Below are 17,523 nucleotides of genomic sequence, written 5' to 3'. Positions count from 1 at the left end.
TCGTCCTGAGCCAGGATCAAACTCTCCGTGAATGTTTTCCCGTAATCGGGACGACACACACGAGAGCGGTGCGAGAGAAGGAATGATCCTCTCGCACACAGCGTCCTCGCTGTGTTTGTTTCAAAGGAACCTCGACCATCGGAACAGTGTCCGACGGACGGGGTATCAACATATCTGGCGTTGACTTTTGGCACGCTGTTGAGTTCTCAAGGAACGGTCGCTTCCTTTGTACTCACCCTCTCGGGCTTTCCTCCGGGCTTCCCTTCGGTCTTGCGTTTCCGACTCTATCAGATCTTTTCTCGACCCGATTTCCTCGGTGCTTTCCAGGTTTCCGCTCTCGCGTTTCCCTTTCCGGCGGTTCCGACTCTATCAGATCCTTTCGGCGTCTGATTCCCAGTCAGCGGGAGTTGTCTTCGCGGCTGTTGGGCCGTTCCGACGTCCCAAACCTTAGCGGATCCGCTCCGCGATTCCCAATCGGGCCTTGCGGTCCGACCGGGCACCACTGAGACCCCAAATCGAATTGAATTCGGGCACGCCGAAATCAACCCGGTCGGGAGATCGTGCTGATGGTTTGGGTTGCCGCTCATGCGGCGGAGGTGCTGTCGCAGAACCGTTACGGCTCCGTGGCAACCCGAAGAACATTACGGGGCGGGGAGAGGGGTGTCAACCCTCCCCTGTCAAGATTTTTTCCGCGGCCCGCGTGCCCCGGCGTCAGTCCAGGTCAGTGAGCCGGCCGCCGGCGTCGGGCTGGGCATGCTCGACGCGACGCAGCAGCCTGGTGAGGACCTCGCCGAGCACCGCACGCTCCGCCGCGGAGAGGTCCTGGAGCAGGTCCTCCTCGAAGACGGAGGCGAGGCGCATGGCCTCCAGCCACTTCTCGCGCCCGTCGGGGGTCAGCTCGACGATCACCCGGACGCGGTTGGACTCGTCCCTCTCCCGGGTGACGAGCCCCTCGGCGACCATCCGGTCGATGCGATGGGTCATCGCGGCCGGGGTGAGGCCGAGGCGCTTGGCCAGCTCGCTGGGACCCATCCGGTAGGGGACCCCGGAGAGGACGAGGGCCTTGAGGACCTCCCACTCCGCGCTGCTGATGCCGAGGGCGCCGGTCTGTCGGCCGTAGGCGACGTTCATGCGGCGGTTGAGCCGGGACAACGCCGAGACGATCTTCTCGACCTGGGGGTCGAGGTCCTGGAATTCGCGCTGGTAGGCGGCGATCTGTTCGTCGAGTGTCGGCTCGCCGGCGCCGGGGGTGTCGGCCATGGGCCGAAGTATCGCACGGACGCGCTTGGCGTTGAAGTCCTTCACGATGTAGTCTTTAGCTTCGAACTTTAGCTTCAAAGTCTTGAGACTTCAGCAGTCCAAGACTTGACGACCTGAGAGAGGTGAACGTGACCAGGGCGATGGGCGCAGCGATGCGCCGGATCCACGTGGGCAACGCACTCAGCGCGTTCGGGCTCGGCTTCACCGTCCCCTACCTGTACGTCTATGTGGCGCAGGTGCGGGGGCTAGGTGCCATGACGGCGGGGTTCGTGCTCGCCGTCTTCGCCGTGGCCGCGTTGATCGTGCTGCCGTTCGCCGGCCGGGCGATCGTGCGGCGCGGCCCACTGCCGGTCCTTCTCACCGCCCTGGTGACCGCCGCGATCGGTGCGCTGAGCCTGGGGCTGGCGGGGAGCGGTGCGACCGTGCTGGCCGCGGCGGCGCTGCTCGGGGCCGGGCAGGCTGTGATGCAGCCGGCGCTGGCGACGATGATCGTGGACTGCTCGACGGCGGAGACCCGGTCCCGGGCCTTCGCCACGCAGTTCTTCCTGCAGAACCTGGGGCTGGGCGTCGGTGGCCTCATAGGCGGCCACCTCGTCGACACCACCCGGGTCTCCTCCTTCACTCTCCTCTTCGCGATCGAGGCGGCGATGTTCCTGCTGCTGGCCGTCGTGATGTCGACGGTGCGGGTGCCGCACTCGCCACGGATCGGGGACGCGCCGGCCTCGTCGTCGGCGAAGGGCAGCTGGAAGCAGTTGCTCGGGAACCGGGCGATGGTGCAGCTGTCCGTGCTGGGCTTCGTGCTGTTCTTCGCCTGCTACGGACAGTTCGAGTCCGGGCTGAGCGCGTACGGCGTGGAGGCTGCGGGGATATCCACGTCCGCGCTGGGGAGCGCGCTGGCCGCGAACACGCTGATGATCGTCGTCGCGCAGTTCGCCGTGCTCAAGTTCGTCGAGCGTCGGCGGCGGTCGCGGGTGATCGCCGGGGTCGGGCTGATCTGGGCCGTGGCATGGGTCACGGCCGGGTACGCGGGGCTCGGGCATGGCAGCCAGGAGATGGCGACGGCGGCGTTCGTGTCGACGTACGCGCTGTTCGGGCTGGGTGAGGCGATGTTGTCGCCGACGGTGGCTCCGCTGGTGGCCGACCTTGCGCCGACAGGGATGGCCGGGCAGTACAACTCGGCGTTCGCGCTGGTCAAGCAGCTGGCGCTGGCGGTGGGACCGGCGGTGGGCGGGCCGATGGGGGCCTCGCTGCATGCGCCGTACGTCGTGACGTTCCTGCTGTTCTCGCTGGGGATCAGTGTGCTGGCGGTGCGGCTGGGCAAGCGCCTGACGGACGTACAGGACCGGCCTTGGCTCGCCACGCGGAGCAGGGTCGTGGCACGGGGTGGCGCGGCTTCGGAGTCCGTGTCCGCGTAGTGGGGGGGCTGGGCAGGGGGTTTCACTCGCCCGCGTTGGCGGGGTGCCGCCCCCGCCCACCCGTGCCGCCCCAGCGGCACGACTGCCCGCGGCTATAGAAGACACGGCTGGGCAGCGCCCCGTAAGGGGCGCTGGGGGTACCCCCGGCCGAAGGCTGGGGGAGGAACTGCGCGAGCAACCCCCACCCGCCCGCAGCCGGACGACCGGCCCTACCCCCTACCCCTTCGGCAGTACGAACTCGCACCACACCGCCTTCCCACCCCCGGGTGTCCTTCTCGACCCCCACCCCGAAGCGATCGTCGCCACGATGGCGATCCCTCTCCCCGACTCGTCGCCCGGTTCCGCGCGGCGGCGCCTTGGCAGATGGTCGTCGCCGTCCGTCACCTCGATGATCAGTCGGCGGTCGGTGCGGCGGAGCCGCAGCCGCATGGGCGGGGTGCCGTGCTGGAGGGAGTTGGCGACCAGCTCGCTCGTGGCGAGGACGCCCAGGTCGTGGAGATCGGCCGGGAAGCGCCAGCTGGTCAGCACGCCGGAGGCGAACGCACGGGCGCGTGGCGCCGCCTCGATGCCGCCGAGGAGTTCAAGGGCGGCATTGCGGAACAGGTCGCTGTCCGGGCCCGTACGGGCCGGATGCTGGAGGACCAGGACGGCGACATCGTCGTCGTGGTCGGCCGTGACCCCGGCCGAGCGGACCAGGCGGTCGCAGACGACCTGGGGGGTGCCGGTGGCTCCCGCCAGGGCGCGCTCCAGTGCCTCGATGCCCTCGTCCAGGTCCTTGTCACGGCGTTCGACCAGGCCGTCCGTGTAGAGGACGGCCGTCGAGCCGGGGCCCAGCGGTACCGAGCCGGACGTGTGGACCCAGCCGCCGGTGCCGAGCGGCGGTCCGGTCGGTTCGTCGGTGCGCAGCACGCTGCCGTGCTCGTCGCGGACCAGGATCGGGAGGTGGCCGGCGGAGGCGTACACCAGCCGGCCCTCGTTGGGGTCGTGGACGGCGTAGACGCAGGTGGCGATCTGGTTGGGGTCGATCTCGGTGGCGAGGCCGTCGAGGAGCTGGAGGACCTCGTGCGGGGGGAGGTCCAGGCGGGCGTAGGCGCGGACCGCCGTACGGAGCTGGCCCATGACCGCCGCCGCGCGGACGCCGCGGCCCATCACGTCGCCGATGACGAGGGCGGTGCGGCCGCCGCCGAGGGTGATGACGTCGTACCAGTCGCCGCCGACCGCGGCCTCGGTGCCGCCGGGCTGGTAGGTCGCGGCGATGCGCAGGTCGTCCGGCTGTTCCAGCTCCTGCGGGAGCAGCGAGCGCTGCAGGGTCACCGCGGTCTCGCGCTGGCGGCGTTCGCTGGCGCGCAGCCGCTCCGCCGCCTCGGCGTGGTCGGTGACGTCGGTGGCGAAGAGGAGGACGCCGCCGTCGCGGTCGCCGTTCTCGGCGACCGGGGTGCAGGTGAACGTGTAGGTGCGGCCGTCGAGGGCCTTGCGGGACTTGAGCGTGCGGGGCTTGCCGCTGCGCAGGACCTGGTCGAGGAGGGGGAGGAGGCCCAGTTCGGCGAGTTCGGGCAGTGCCTCGCGGGCGGGGGCGCCCGGGGGGCGTACGCCGAAGGCGGTCGTATAGGCGTCGTTGACGTACGCGATGTGGTGGTCGGGGCCGTGGACGAGGGCGACCAGGGCCGGGACGTGGTCGAGGACGCCGCGGGCGGGCAGTTCGTCGACCGCGGGCACACAGGACGGGTTGTCGGTCAGTTGTTCGGCGCGGGCCGCGGGCACGGAGCCTTCCCCCCGTCGGTCCGCGGGGACCGCGTGCTCGGTCCGCGCTGCGGCGCGGCGCTGCGTTCCGGGGAGCCGGGCGCTCCAGCGCGTGAAGTTCACGAATCCTTGCCTCGTGTCGTCGTCTCCGGCCGGCTCCGGGAGCGGCCGGGGGCCGGGGGAAGTCCCCCGGTGCAGTTCTGGGGAGAAGCCTTGTGCTCGGTCAGAGGGCAGTCTGGCAGGGTGGCCGTCGGCGACGACATCCGTCAGACGCCGGGGCGGTCCGTGGAGTTCCTGAGTTCCGTCAGGACGACCCGTTCGAGTCGTCGGAGGGACTGTGAGGAGGCTTTCCACCGGCCGCGAGTTCGAACTCCGCTCGGGGATGTTCGAGTGATCCGAGCGAGACGATCTCCCGTTTGAAGAGCCCGGAGAGGGTCCATTCGGCGAGCACGCGGGCCTTGCGGTTGAAGGTGGGCACTCTGCTCAGGTGGTAGACGCGGTGCATGAACCAGGCAGGGTAGCCCTTCAGCCTGCGCCCGTAGACCTGGGCGACGCCCTTGTGGAAGCCGAGGGAGGCGACCGAGCCGACGTACTTGTGGGCGTAGGTGTCGAGGGGTTCGTCGCGCAGTGCGTGGACGATGTTGTCGCCGAGGACCCTGGCCTGGCGGACCGCGTGCTGCGCGTTGGGGGCGGTCTCGGTGCCGGGTTCGGCGGCGGTGACGTCGGGGACGGCGGCGGCGTCGCCCGCGGCCCATGCGTGGTCGACGCCGTCGATCGTCAGTTCGGCGGTGCATTTCAGCCGCCCGTGCGGGGTGCGCGGCAGGTCGGTGGCGGCGACCAGGGGGTGCGGTTTGACGCCTGCCGTCCAGACGAGGGTGCGGGTCGGGAAGCGCTGGCCGTCGCTGAGGGCGGCGACGCGGTCCACGCAGGACTCCAGGCGGGTGTCGAGCAGCACCTGGATGTTGCGGCGGCGCAGTTCGGTGACGGTGTAGCGGCCCAGCTCGGGCCCGACCTCGGGGAGGATCCGGTCGGTGGCCTCGACGAGGATCCATTTCATGTCCTCGGGCTGGACGTTGTGGTAGTACCGCGAGGCGTAGCGGGCCATGTCCTCCAGTTCGCCGAGGGCTTCCACGCCCGCGTAGCCGCCGCCGACGAAGACGAAGGTGAGGGCCGCGTCGCGGATCGCGGGATCGCGGGTGGAGGAGGCGATGTCCATCTGCTCGATGACGTGGTTGCGCAGGCCGATGGCCTCCTCGACGGTCTTGAAGCCGATGCCGTGCTCGGCGAGACCGGGGATGGGCAGCGTGCGCGCGATCGAGCCGGGGGCGAGGACCAGTTCGTCGTACTCCAGGAAAGTGGCGCCTTTTCGCTCCTCGGCGGTGGCGAGGGTGGCGACTTCGGCGGTGCGCTTGGCGTGTTCGACGGACGTCACCTCGCCGATGACCACATGACACTGGTCCAGAACGCGCCGCAGGGGTACGACGACATGCCGAGGAGAAATCGAACCCGCGGCCGCTTCGGGAAGGAACGGCTGGTACGTCATGTAGGGATCGGGGGCGACGACAGTGATGTCGACCTCACCCTGCCTGAGCTCCCGCTTCAGCCTCCGTTGCAGCCTCAGGGCCGTGTACATCCCGACGTAGCCGCCGCCGACAACGAGAATGCGCGCACGTTCCTTCACCATCCCATGACGCACCCGTGACTGTTGTTTGTCCACAGCCCCGGCAATTTGTGTGACCGGACGGCGGCTGTACCGAGCGCCGGACGCGCGTCCCGGGCCGGACGAAAGGGGCCAGGTCAGCGGGGGCGGGCAGGGGGGCGCGAAGGCACCGAATCGGGAGGTAAACGACCCGTACTCCGATCGGGGGGCGCACCGTGCGGAACGTCCCCCTTCTGAATTGACAGCCTCTCAACTATGTTCGTGTGTCGACGGGGTGTAGGGGATGTGGCCGAAAGGTCCGCGACGAGCGGTCCGCCCGGCCCGGGGTCCATGGATCGGTCATGGGTCGGTCGCAGTCCCGCTCGCTCCGGCCATCAGTGACGGGGAGAGTCTCCGGGGGGAGACGTCGTTAACCGGGGGAATACAAATGCACATTCAGGACACACATTGGGCATCGGCTTCCGCTCTGGCGGCCGGTGGCGGAACGGTGAGCGCGACGGCGGGCAACGGACGCGGTGACGGGCCGCGTACGACGCCGTTGCGGGTGGACGCACAGCGCAATCTGGAGCACGTGCTGCGTGCGGCGCGTGAGGTCTTCGGCGAGCTGGGGTACGGCGCGCCGATGGAGGACGTGGCGCGACGTGCGCGGGTCGGGGTCGGCACCGTGTACCGGCGCTTCCCCAGCAAGGACGTGCTGGTACGGCGGATAGCCGAGGAGGAGACCTCCCGGCTGACCGACCAGGCGCAGGCCGCGCTCGGGCAGGAGGACGAGCCGTGGTCGGCGCTGTCGCGCTTCCTGCGGACCTCGGTGGCGTCGGGGGCCGGGCGGTTGTTGCCGCCGCAGGTGCTTCGGGTCGGGGTGCCGGAGGAGATCGGCGGTTCCGGGGCCGACTCCGGGACCGAGGAGGCCCGGGTGCCGCAGCAGCGGACGCAGCCGGGGGCCGGCGAGTTGCGGCTGGTTCCGGAGGAGCGGGAGCCGGTGGCCGACGTCGCCGACGACGCGGGCGCGGCCGCGCTGCTCGACGTCGTGGGGCGGCTGGTGGAACGGGCCCGGGAAGCGGGCCAGTTGCGCCCGGACGTCTCGGTGTCCGACGTGCTGCTGGTGATCGCCACGGCGGCTCCGTCCCTGCCGGATGCTGCGCAGCAGGCGGCGGCTTCGGCTCGGTTGCTGGACATCTTGCTGGAGGGGCTGCGGTCCCGGCAGTGATGGTGGCTTGCGGTGCCCGCGGGAGCGCGGCAGCGTGTGCCGGGGCATGACCGTGGGCGGGTGCGGGTGAGTTGTGGCTGGTCGCGCAGTTCCCCGCGCCCCTTATGGGGCGCTGTAGTCCCGGCGTTTTCCCTTACGGGTGACCGTCTCTTCGCTCCGGGGCCCGGGCAAAAGCCGGTGTGGCAGTCTGAGCCGGTGATTCGGTCGGTTGGGCAGGCATCGGGGGCGTTCCGCGATGAGCGTTGACGGGTGGGACGAGTCCGTCGGTGAGGAAACGACCTCGCCGCAGGTGCCCAGCCAGGGCGGGCGGGCCGCGGTACCGCCGGTCGGCGAACCGCCGGAAGGGAACGTTCCGGCACAGCGTGACGGGAGTGTCCTGCCGCCGCTCCGTAAACTTCCGCACCCCGACAGCCAGTTGATCGAGCGGATGCGGGCCGGCGACGACTCGGCGTACGAGGAGCTGTACCGGCGGCACGCGGACGCGGTACGGCGCTATGCGCGGACCTGTTGCCGGGACGGGCACACCGCCGACGACCTGACCGCCGAGGTGTTCGCCCGCATGCTGCAGGCGGTGCGCGGCGGGTCCGGACCCGAGTACGCCGTGCGCGCCTATCTGCTCACCTCGGTACGGCGGGTCGCCGCACAGTGGATCAAGTCGGCCAGGCGAGAGCAACTCGTCGACGACTTCGCACTGTTCGCGGCGCAGTCCTCGCGCGGCTCCGAGGTGTCCGACGACACCGCGTCCGTCGGCTCCTTCGGAGCGGGCCTGGACCTCGCCGCGGATGTGCGCGCGATGCACGATGCCGAGCAGTCGATGGCGATGCAGGCCTTCCGTTCGCTGCCCGAGCGCTGGCAGGCCGTGCTGTGGCACACCGAGGTCGAGGACGAGTCGCCGAGCGAGGTGGCCACCCTCTTCGGGCTGGACGCCAACGGCACGCGGGTCCTCGCCAGCCGGGCCCGTGAGGGCCTCAAGCAGGCCTACCTCCAGGCCCATGTGAGCGCCTCCCTCATCGACGACGAGGAGTGCGCCCGCTACGCCGACCAGCTCGGCGGCTACGCCCGCCGCAAGCTGCGGGTCCGCGCCGAGCGGGGGCTGCGCAAGCACCTGGAGGAGTGCGCCAAGTGCCGGCTGGCCGCCGCCCAGATCGAAGAGGTCGCGAGCGGTATCCCGGCCGTCGTACCGGTCGCGGTCATCGGCTGGTTCGGGGCGGCTGGGTACGCGAAGGCGCTCGGGATCGTCGCCGAGGGCGCCGGGGTGGGGGCCGCGGGTGCGGCCGCCGCGGCCAGCGGTTCGTCCGGCGGGACGGGCGGCGGGGCCGGGGGTGCCGCCGCCTCGGAGGGGCTCGCGGGGCCGGTGAAGGCCGGTATCGCCGCCGGAGTGGTCGCGGCGGCGATCGCCGTGGTGGCCCTCGCCCTGACGAACGACAGCCACCCGGTCAAGGAGGCCGTAAAACCCGCCCCGTCCGCGCCGGCCGTGCGGCCCGGGGCACCGACCCCCACCCCGACGAAGAAGAAGCCGGAACCCGAGCCGGTCGTCCTCGCCCCCGAACCGACCCCGACCCCGACACCCACGCCGACGCCGACCCCGAGTCCGCGTCCCACCCCGAGTCCGAAGCCGACCGCCACCCCGTCACCCACGCCGACTCCGAGACCGACCCCCACCCCCACGCCGACGCCCACTCCGCCGCCCGCCCCGGTCGTCTACCAGTGGAGCGAGCTGCGCTTCGACGTCAACGGCGACGGCACCCGGCCCGAGATGCGGTTCGGCGAGAGCAGCTGGGTGTGGCAGCGGTACGGCGTGACGGTCGCCGGCAAGGAGTACGCGCACGGCGTCACCGTGCACGGCCGGTCCTCCGTCACCATCGACCTCAACCGGCAGTGCACCGCCTACGACGCGATGGCCGGCGTCGACGACATGACCCTCGGCCTCGGCAAGGTCACCTTCGCCGTCTACGCGGACGGGGTGCGGCTGTGGCGGTCCGGGGTGGTCGAGGGCGGACAGGCCGCCGTACCCGTCCATGTGGACCTGACCGGGCACCGGACCGTGCGTCTGGCGGTCGAACCGCGGACCTCCTTCGACACGCTGGCGCTCGCCGACTGGGCCGAGTCGAAGTTCACCTGCCGGTAGCGGTCGGTGCCCTGGCTCAGGTGCCGGTGGCGGCGGTCGGTGTGCTGCTCAGTTCGCGCAGCGCGTCCTCCTCGGTGAGGGAGGCACCGCGCGAGCGCTCGGCCGCGTAGTGCTGCGGGGTCAGCGTCGCGCGGGCGGCCGCGTCGACCTCCTCTGCGCGGGTGCGCTCCGGCTCGGGGCGGATGCTCCCGGCGCGCCAGTGGTCGGCGGCGGCATACAGCCGTACCGCCCCCGCCAGATCGCCGAGCCGGGCCAGCAGGTCGGCGCCGATGTCCACCAGCGCCGCCGTGATCACCTCGGCGCTCCGGTACTCCACCGCCTCGCGCAACCCCTGGGCCACGATCGGCAGCGCCCGCGCGGGGCCGTGCTCCAGGGCCGTGAGCATTGCCTCGACCGCGCGGATCGCGGCCCCGAACTGCGGTGGCGCGGAGCCGGCCGCCGTCGCGGCCCGGGCGGTCTCGTAGCAATCGCGCGCCCGGGGCAGGTCCCCGTCGTAGTGGGCCAGGATCGCCCGCAGCAGCGCCACGTACGCCTTCGACTCCGCCACCCCGTACCGGTCGGAGGCCTCGCCCGCCCGGTCGAGGGTGATCTGGGCACCCGCCCGGTCACCGGAGCGGAAGGCGATCTCGGCGAGCCGCGCCAGCAGGAACGGCGTCTCCGCGTACGCGCCGACCTCGTGGGCGAGCCGCAGTGCCTCCCGGTACTCGGTCTCCGCCGCCGGGAACCGGCCGCGCGCCATGGCCGCCTCGCCGGCCGCGCTGCACACCTGCGCGCCCATCCAGCGGTCCCCGACCCGCCGGCTGAGGACGCGCAGCTCGGCCAGGTCCTCGTCGACGCCCCGCAGGTTGCCGGGCGAGTCGACCATGATGTGGGTGCGGTACATCAGGGTGACGCCGACCTCCCAGTCACCGCCGTGCTCCCGGCAGTTGGCGACCACGGCGGACATGTCGGGGGCGATGTCCACGGCGGGGCCGCCCAGGGTCCACGCGGTGAGCGGCCAGATGATGCCCGGCAGCCGGGCGGCCCGGGGACCGCCCGCCTCGAAGGCGGCCCGGACGAGCGCGACGTACCGCGGAGTCCGCTCGTCCGCCACCAGGTCGGGCTGGCCGGACTCGGAGGCCAGGAACAGGTCGAGCAGCCTGAGGTCCATGCGCAGTTCGTACAGCGGGTGCCCGGCCTCGGCGCCGGGGGCGGCCAGGAGTGCGCCGACGGGGTCCGCGGCGTCGGCGAGCGCACGCAGCTCGTCCGGACCGGCGCCCTCGGGCAGGGCGTCCCGGGCGGCGCCCAGGCGCAGTACCGCGCGCACCGAGACCGTCGCCTCCTGGCGGTAGTTGCGCAGCCACCAGAACCAGCCGACGGCGAGGACGATCCGGCCCGCCTGTACCTCGTCGCCCGCGCGGACCGCCCGGTCGAGGGCGGCCCGGATGTTGTCGAGGTCGGTCTCCAGGCGGCGGATCCAGGGGAGCTGCTCCCCGGAGCGCAGCCTCGGCTCCGCCTCCTCCACGAGCGCGCGCACCCACGCGCCGTGCCGCCGCTCGGCCGCCGCGCGCAGCCCGGGGACCTCCGCGGCGCGCTCGACGGCGTACTCGTGGATGGTCTCCAGCATGCGGTACCGCATACCGCCGGTGCCCTGCACGCCGTCCGGGGTGGCGACGACCAGGGACTTGTCGACGAGCGCGCCGACGAGGTCGGCGGCCGGTCCGGTGCACACGGCCTCCGCCGCCGTGAGGTCCCAGCCGCCGGCGAAGACGGACACCTCGCGCAGCATCGTCCGCTCCCGCTCGTCGAGCAGGTCCCAGGACCAGTCGACGACCGCGCGCAGGGTCTGCTGGCGGGGCAGGACCGTACGGCTGCCGGCGGTGAGCAGGCGGAAGCGGTCGTCGAGCCGGTCGGCGATCTGCCGGGGCGTCAGCAGCCGCAGCCGGGCCGCCGCGAGCTCGATGGCGAGCGGCAGTCCGTCCAGGCGGCGGCAGATCTCGTCGACCGCCGCCGCGTCGCTCGGCACGGCGGCGGTGCCGGGGCGGACGGTGGCGGCGCGCTCCTCGAAGAGGCGGTGGGCCTGCTCGGGGGCGAGGGGCTCGACCGGGCGCACCGACTCACCGGGGACGCCCAGGGGTTCACGGCTGGTGGCGAGGACCGTGAGCCCCGGGCAGCGGGTGAGCAGGGTCTCGGCGAGGGCGGCCGCCGCTTCGATGACATGTTCGCAGTTGTCAAGGATCAGGAGTTGGCTGCGCGGGGCGCAGTACTCGACGAGCAGGGCCGTGGGGTCCTTCTGCACGGTCGCCAGCTCATTGGTCATGAGCACGGTCTCGCGCAGACCGAGGGCGCTGACCACCGCGCCCGGCACCGCCTCCGGCCGGTCGAGCGGGGCGAGCTCGACGAGCCATGCCTGCGGGAGCCCGGCGGCGGCCTCCTCGGCGAGACGGGTCTTTCCGGAGCCGCCCGGTCCGGTGAGGGTGACGAGACGGGCCCTGTGCAATTCGGAACGAACGGCTTCGAGTTCGGGTTCCCGGCCCACGAAAGAGGTAAGACGCGGACGGAGGTTGCCGGTGCGGGGCGGAGGTGCGCCGAGGGGGGCGGGTTCCTGGATGAGCAACGACACGTGCAGCGCCTGGAGTTCCGGGCCGGGATCGGTGCCGAGGCCTTCGGCGAGGGTGCGGCGGGCGGTCTCGTACGCGGCGAGGGCGTCCGCCGGACGGCCGGTGTCGCGCAGGGCGCGGATGAGCAGGGCGTGCAGCGGTTCGTCGTACGGGTGGGCCGTGGTGAGCCCGGTCAGCTCCGGTACGGCGTCGGCGGCACGGCCGAGGCGGAGGGCGGCGTCGGCGCGGGCGCGGGTGGCTTCCAGCCGGAGCGCCTCGGGGCGGGCGGCGGCCGCGGTGCGGTCGGGGAGGTCGGCGAGGGCGGGGCCGCGCCAGAGGGCGAGGGCCGTGGTGAGGAGGCGGTGGGCTGTCGCCGGGTCGCCGAGGGTCAGGGCTCGGGCGCCTTCGCGTACCTGCCGCTCGAAGACGTGCAGGTCGATGTCGTCCTCGGTCGCCGTCAGGCGGTAGCCGCCGGGGCCGGACGCGATGCTGTCCTTGCCGAGGGTACGGCGGAGTCGGCCGACGAGTGCCTGGAGGGCGGCCGGGGCGTCCTGGGGCGGGTCGTCGTCCGTCGCCCAGATCTCCTCGATGAGGGTTTCGGGGGTGAGGGTGCGGGTGGGGCGGAGGGCGAGGACGGTGAGCAGGGCGCGGAGGCGGGGGCCGCCGACGGGTATGAGGGTGCCCTGGTCGTCGATGGCTTGGGCCACGCCCAGGATTCGGTACCGCACCGGGTCATTGTCGCCGGGGAGGGGGGAAGGGGCACGGAGTTTCGACGCCGGGGGTTGCGGGTTGCGCGGGGTGGGGGCGGGGCGGGGAGTGCCGACGTCGGCGTCGAGGGCTGCCCGGGGTAGGGCTGGGGGGTGGGGACGCTTACCGGCGCTGGCAGGGTGCCGCTGCGCCCACCCGTGCCGCCCCAGCGGCACGACTGCCCGCAGCTGGGTGAGTAGCTGCGACGCTGCCCGCAGCTATGCAGCTGACGCGACGGGAGCGCCCCGTAAGGGGCGCGGGGAACTGCGCGATCAGCCCCCACCGGCGGGCAGCCGAATCACGAGGGCTCCACCCCCGATGCGGGGGCCTGGGGGCGGCAGCCCCCAGATACGGCGGCCCCCCTCACAACCTCACGCCCCCGACGCCAACGCCCCCCTCATCGGCGTGATCCCCGCAGGGACCGCACGTGCGCGTGCCGGTGTCCCCGTCCAGCACGTGCCCCGGCGGGAGAGGAGCCGGCGGAGCCACAGCTCCAGGGAGACCAGGTCGGCCAGCCCGTCCAGCGGCAACGGCTCGCCCGCGGCCGCCGCGCGGAGCGCCTTGCGGACCACCCTCGCCTCCACCAGGCCCGCCTGCGCCAGCAGCGGCGTCGCGAAGAGGGAGATCAGGTCGTCGGCCGCCACGCGCAGCCCCGTGCGGGTGGCGGCCGCCGAGGAGGCGTGGGAGGGGGCGCCCCAGCCCGGCGGGAGGTCGGTGACGCCGGCGCCCTCCAGGACCGTGCGGAGGATCGCGGCGCGGGCGCCCGGCTGGACGCGCAGTGCTTCGGGGAGGTCGCGGCAGGCGCGGACCACCTGGTTGTCGAGGAAGGGCGTGTGGAGGCGCTGGGAGCGGATCTCGGCCGCCTGTTCCAGGACGCGGATGTCGGCCGCGTGGCGGGCCAGCACCGCACGCGCGCGGTAGTCCCCGGGTCGCTGCCCGGGGCCGACGCCGGAGCGGTTCGCCGAACCCTGGAGCAGAACCGATACTTCAGCGAGGGCCTCGCCGGTCAGCCAGCGTGCTGCCGGGCCCGGTCTCGCCCAGGTGAGCGCCGCGAGGGACGCGCCCACCGCGCCGCCGGGGTCGTCGAACCGGCGCCGCAGCAGGCGCTCGGCGAGGGACTCGACGCCCGCGCGGTACGGCGTACGCGCCAGTCGGCGCGCCGCGCTGTACACGCGCGCGGGGACCATCACCGAGCCGTCGGCCTTGGCCAGGGCGGCGACCGGGCGGACGAGGTGGCGGCGCTTGCGGTCCATCAGCAGGTCGGCGAGGCGCGCGGGGTGTGCGTCGAGGACCTGGCGGGCGCCGTAGCCGGTGAAGTGGTCGGCGCTGCCGGCGGCGAGCCGGGCCCGGTGCCGGGCCGCGGAGATCAGGGACGGGCCCGGTTCGTCGGTCAGGGGGCCGTCGAGGTCGGCGTACGGCAGTATCTCCTCGCCGCCGGTGACCACCACGTGGTGCAGGCGCGGGTTGGCGGCGAGGGTTCCCGCACGTTGGAGTTCGGCCTCGCGGCCGCCCACGGCCAGGTCGTTGAAGGTGACGGCGAGGAGGCGCTCGCCGGCGCCCGTGCCGTGGCCGAGGACCGTGCCGGGCATGCCGGGCAGGCCCGCAGCGAGCAGCGCGAGCGTCCCCGACGCCGGGCCGCCGGAGAGGTCGGCGCCGATGCCCGGGACCGGCATCCCGCGTGCCGCGCGACGCTCGGCGGGGCCCATGCCGGGTACCGGACCTGGGTCGATGTCCGGGACGTGCCGGGGTGCCGACAGACGCGCGCGTACCGCCTCTACGAGTGCGTCCCGTACGGCGTCCACCGCACGGTCGGGGTCGGCGGAGGGTGCCGCGACCGCGAGCGAGGCCACATGCTCGTACCCGGCGACCTCGCGCGCCCCGGTGCGCAGGATCAGCGCATGCCCCGGCGGAATGCGCCGCACGCCCTCGTAAGGGGTCGAGTCGTGCAGCGCGGCCGGTACGTCGGGGGCGGCGAGGAGGGCCGCGAGGTGGCCGTAGTCGAGGTTGGCCTCGATGAGGTCGGCGAGCGGGAGCGCGGCCGTGGCGTAGGCCGTACCGCCTGCCCAGGGGCTGTAGAAGACCGGGCGGGCGCCCGCGAGGTCGCCGCAGACGGTGACCCGGCGGCCGACCTGGACGACGGCGGTGTAGCTGCCGGGCCAGGCGGTCAGATGCCGGAGTGCGCCCCCGCGCGCCGTGAAGAGGCCGAGGCGCAGCTCCTCGTCGGTGGCGCCGCAGGTGCCGAGGACGGCGATGCGGTTCTGCGCGTCGGCCTTGATGACGCGTACCTCGTCGGGGCGCCAGTCGCCGACCGCCCAGAGCGGATCGGGGTCGCCCCACAGGAGCTGGGAGCCGACGGGGTGGACGGTCTCGCCGTCGTAGCCCATGGCGCCGGCGGAGCCGATCGTGGCGGCACCGGAGGCGGTGCTGCTCCATCCCACCAACCACCGCATCGACGCCTCCACAGGCTGTGGACAACCATGCACGGTACGAACCGGGTCCCCATGCTGCCATGAAGGACGCGCTCCGGAGGGGCGGTGGGGCCGCCTTTGATCCCTGGAAGATTTCACGGAGTTGCCGCAGGACCGGCCACGCGCGCGTGCTGTGGAAGAGTCTCGGCGGGAGCCAACCGCCTTACGGCAGCGGGCGACTGCGACGCGAATGCGCCCCCGTACGCTCCCCCAAAACGCCCTTCGCGCCCTCAATTCCCGTGGTGGGAGCGTTGATCACCCGCAAAAGGTGGGGTCGGTTTTCGGCCAAATCGGCGATGACCACACGGGCTTGCGCACGCTCCGTACATGCTTTGCGCATCGCACGCGCGTGTGCCCGAACGCGCACAGTCCGGGAGGCGGGCATCGCCTCCCGGACCGGTCCGCCACCCGCGGGGATGAAGGTGGCGGTGTCCCCCAGCCCACTGGATCCAGTACAGCGGGCCGACCCACGCACTAGCCATGGAACCGCTCCCCCGTTGGCCGGAGAAGAGCGCACGGACGGGCGCACGGCCACACGGCGGGGGCACGCCGCGACAGGTCGTGCACGGTGCGTATACGGGCCGCACTCGCGTACGGACCACAATCCCGCCATCCGGAACAATGCCTCTTAACGCTTGGGATGCGGCGAACTACGCTGGGTTTACGAATGCCGCGTGGTTATGCCAGCGCGGCAGCCGTCTGTGTCGAGGGGTGGCGCATGTCCAGGGAGCAACGCGGGCCGAACGAAAAACTCGGCGCCGTTCTCGCCCTCGCGGGAATCAGCAACGCAGGACTCGCGCGACGCGTCAACGATCTTGGCGCTCAACGCGGGTTGACTCTTCGCTACGACAAGACGTCGGTGGCGCGCTGGGTGTCGAAGGGCATGGTGCCGCAGGGCGCCGCCCCGCACCTCATCGCTGCCGCGATCGGCCAGAAGCTCGGCCGCCCGGTGCCGCTCCACGAGATCGGCCTGGCGGACGCGGATCCCGCCCCCGAAGTGGGCCTCGCCTTCCCCAGGGACGTCGGCCAGGCGGTGCGGTCGGCGACGGAGCTGTACCGCCTCGACCTCGCCGGCCGCCGGGCCGGTACCGGCGGCATCTGGCAGTCGCTGGCCGGATCGTTCGCGGTAAGCGCATACGCAACGCCCGCCTCGCGTTGGCTGATAACCCCCGCCGACAGTTCGGTCGCGCGCGAGGCGAACGCCGCGGACGGTGCCGGCGCACCGCTCAAAGTCGGCCACAGCGACGTGCAGAAGCTGCGGGAGGCCGCCGAGGACGCCAGACGCTGGGACTCCAAGTACGGCGGCGGCGACTGGCGGTCGTCGATGGTGCCGGAGTGTTTACGCGTGGAGGCGGCACCGCTGCTGCTCGGCGCGTACTCCGACGAGGTCGGGCGGGCGCTGTTCGGGGCGAGTGCCGAACTGACGCGGCTGGCCGGGTGGATGGCCTTCGACACCGGACAGCAGGAGGCCGCGCAGCGGTACTACATCCAGGCGCTGCGGCTCGCCCGCGCGGCGGCCGACGTGCCGCTCGGCGGGTATGTCCTGGCATCGATGTCGTTGCAGGCGACCTACCGGGGGTTCGGCGACGAGGGCGTCGACCTCGCGCAGGCCGCGGTGGAGCGGAACCGGGGGCTGGCGACCGCGCGGACCATGAGCTTCTTCCGGCTGGTCGAGGCGCGGGCACACGCGCGTGCGGGTGACGCACAGGCCGCGGGGGCCGCACTGAAGGCCGCGGAGGGGTGGCTGGAGCGGGCGCGGGAGGGGGACAACGATCCCTCCTGGCTCGGTTTCTACGGCTACGACCGGTTCGCCGCCGACGCGGCCGAGTGCTACCGGGACCTGAAGGCCCCGCGGCAGGTGCGGCGCTTCACGGAGCAGGCGCTGTCCAAGCCGACGGAGGAGTTCGTGCGGTCGCACGGGCTGCGGCTGGTCGTCTCGGCCGTCGCCGAACTGGAGTCGGGCAACCTCGACGCGGCCTGCGAGCAGGGGGTGCGGGCCGTGGAGGTGGCCGGGCGGATCTCGTCGGCGCGGACGACGGAGTACGTGAAGGATCTGCTGCACCGGCTGGAGCCGTACGGGGACGAGCCGAGGGTGGTGGAGCTGCGGGAGCGGGCGCGTCCGCTGCTGATGGCGCCGGCGTGAGGGGCGCCTGGGCGTCTGCCGGATTCTGTCCGGCCGGCGGGTGCGGGTGCGTGGGGGCTGGTCGCGCAGTTCCCCGCGCCCCTTGCGGGGCGCATGTCCCCAGGCCCTGAAGAGGCGCGCCGCGGTCCCGTGCGTTTGAAGTGGCTGTCAGTGGCGCAGTGCACTATCGAGCGTGG

9 protein-coding genes are annotated in these 17,523 nt (G+C 72.7%); 4 read left to right on the top strand and 5 right to left on the bottom strand.

The genetic code is table 11. From position 1 onward, the window contains the following. Positions 1–711: 711 nt before the first annotated feature. A complete protein-coding gene (locus tag KVT45_RS10270) occupies positions 712–1,260 on the bottom strand; it encodes a MarR family winged helix-turn-helix transcriptional regulator (protein ID WP_217546171.1) in 549 nt (182 codons plus the stop codon). Positions 1,261–1,388: 128 nt separating this feature from the next. Between KVT45_RS10270 and KVT45_RS10265 the strand changes: the two genes are divergently transcribed. Then, complete coding sequence (locus KVT45_RS10265) at positions 1,389–2,675, top strand: MFS transporter (protein WP_308310695.1); 1,287 nt, start codon at positions 1,389–1,391, stop codon at positions 2,673–2,675. 216 nt (positions 2,676–2,891) lie between these two features. On the opposite strand, the gene KVT45_RS10260 is transcribed toward KVT45_RS10265, so the two are convergent. Then, a complete protein-coding gene (locus tag KVT45_RS10260; protein ID WP_217546170.1) occupies positions 2,892–4,538 on the bottom strand; it encodes a SpoIIE family protein phosphatase in 1,647 nt (548 codons plus the stop codon). Positions 4,539–4,719: 181 nt separating this feature from the next. Then, the gene (locus KVT45_RS10255; protein WP_217546169.1) at positions 4,720–6,099 is read right to left on the bottom strand and encodes an NAD(P)/FAD-dependent oxidoreductase; all 1,380 of its coding nucleotides are present in this window, start codon (positions 6,097–6,099) and stop codon (positions 4,720–4,722) included. Between the two features lie 403 nt (positions 6,100–6,502). On the opposite strand from KVT45_RS10255, the gene KVT45_RS10250 reads away from it, so the two are divergent. Together KVT45_RS10250 and KVT45_RS10245 are read left to right on the top strand one after the other, a co-directional pair. Then, the gene (locus KVT45_RS10250; RefSeq protein WP_217546168.1) at positions 6,503–7,282 is read left to right on the top strand and encodes a TetR/AcrR family transcriptional regulator; all 780 of its coding nucleotides are present in this window, start codon (positions 6,503–6,505) and stop codon (positions 7,280–7,282) included. A gap of 235 nt (positions 7,283–7,517) precedes the next feature. Beyond that, the gene (locus KVT45_RS10245) at positions 7,518–9,410 is read left to right on the top strand and encodes a sigma-70 family RNA polymerase sigma factor (protein ID WP_217546167.1); all 1,893 of its coding nucleotides are present in this window, start codon (positions 7,518–7,520) and stop codon (positions 9,408–9,410) included. Between the two features lie 16 nt (positions 9,411–9,426). Here the strand turns inward: KVT45_RS10245 and KVT45_RS10240 are convergent, their stop codons facing one another. Together KVT45_RS10240 and KVT45_RS10235 are read right to left on the bottom strand one after the other, a co-directional pair. Continuing rightward, a complete protein-coding gene (locus KVT45_RS10240) occupies positions 9,427–12,717 on the bottom strand; it encodes a BTAD domain-containing putative transcriptional regulator (RefSeq protein WP_217546166.1) in 3,291 nt (1,096 codons plus the stop codon). Between the two features lie 390 nt (positions 12,718–13,107). After that, the gene (locus tag KVT45_RS10235; RefSeq protein ID WP_217546165.1) at positions 13,108–15,186 is read right to left on the bottom strand and encodes an asparagine synthase-related protein; all 2,079 of its coding nucleotides are present in this window, start codon (positions 15,184–15,186) and stop codon (positions 13,108–13,110) included. A 736-nt stretch (positions 15,187–15,922) separates the two neighbouring features. On the opposite strand from KVT45_RS10235, the gene KVT45_RS10230 reads away from it, so the two are divergent. Next, positions 15,923–17,347 carry an MFS transporter gene (locus KVT45_RS10230; protein WP_217546164.1) on the top strand — a complete coding sequence of 475 codons (1,425 nt, stop codon included), beginning with the start codon at positions 15,923–15,925 and terminating at the stop codon, positions 17,345–17,347. The last annotated feature ends 176 nt before the right edge of the window (positions 17,348–17,523 follow it).

The sequence above is a fragment of the Streptomyces sp. GbtcB6 genome, assembly GCF_019091475.1.
Classification (GTDB): domain Bacteria; phylum Actinomycetota; class Actinomycetes; order Streptomycetales; family Streptomycetaceae; genus Streptomyces; species Streptomyces hyaluromycini.
Note: the sequence above shows the minus strand (reverse complement) of the source record. Positions and strands in the feature narration are given on the sequence as shown.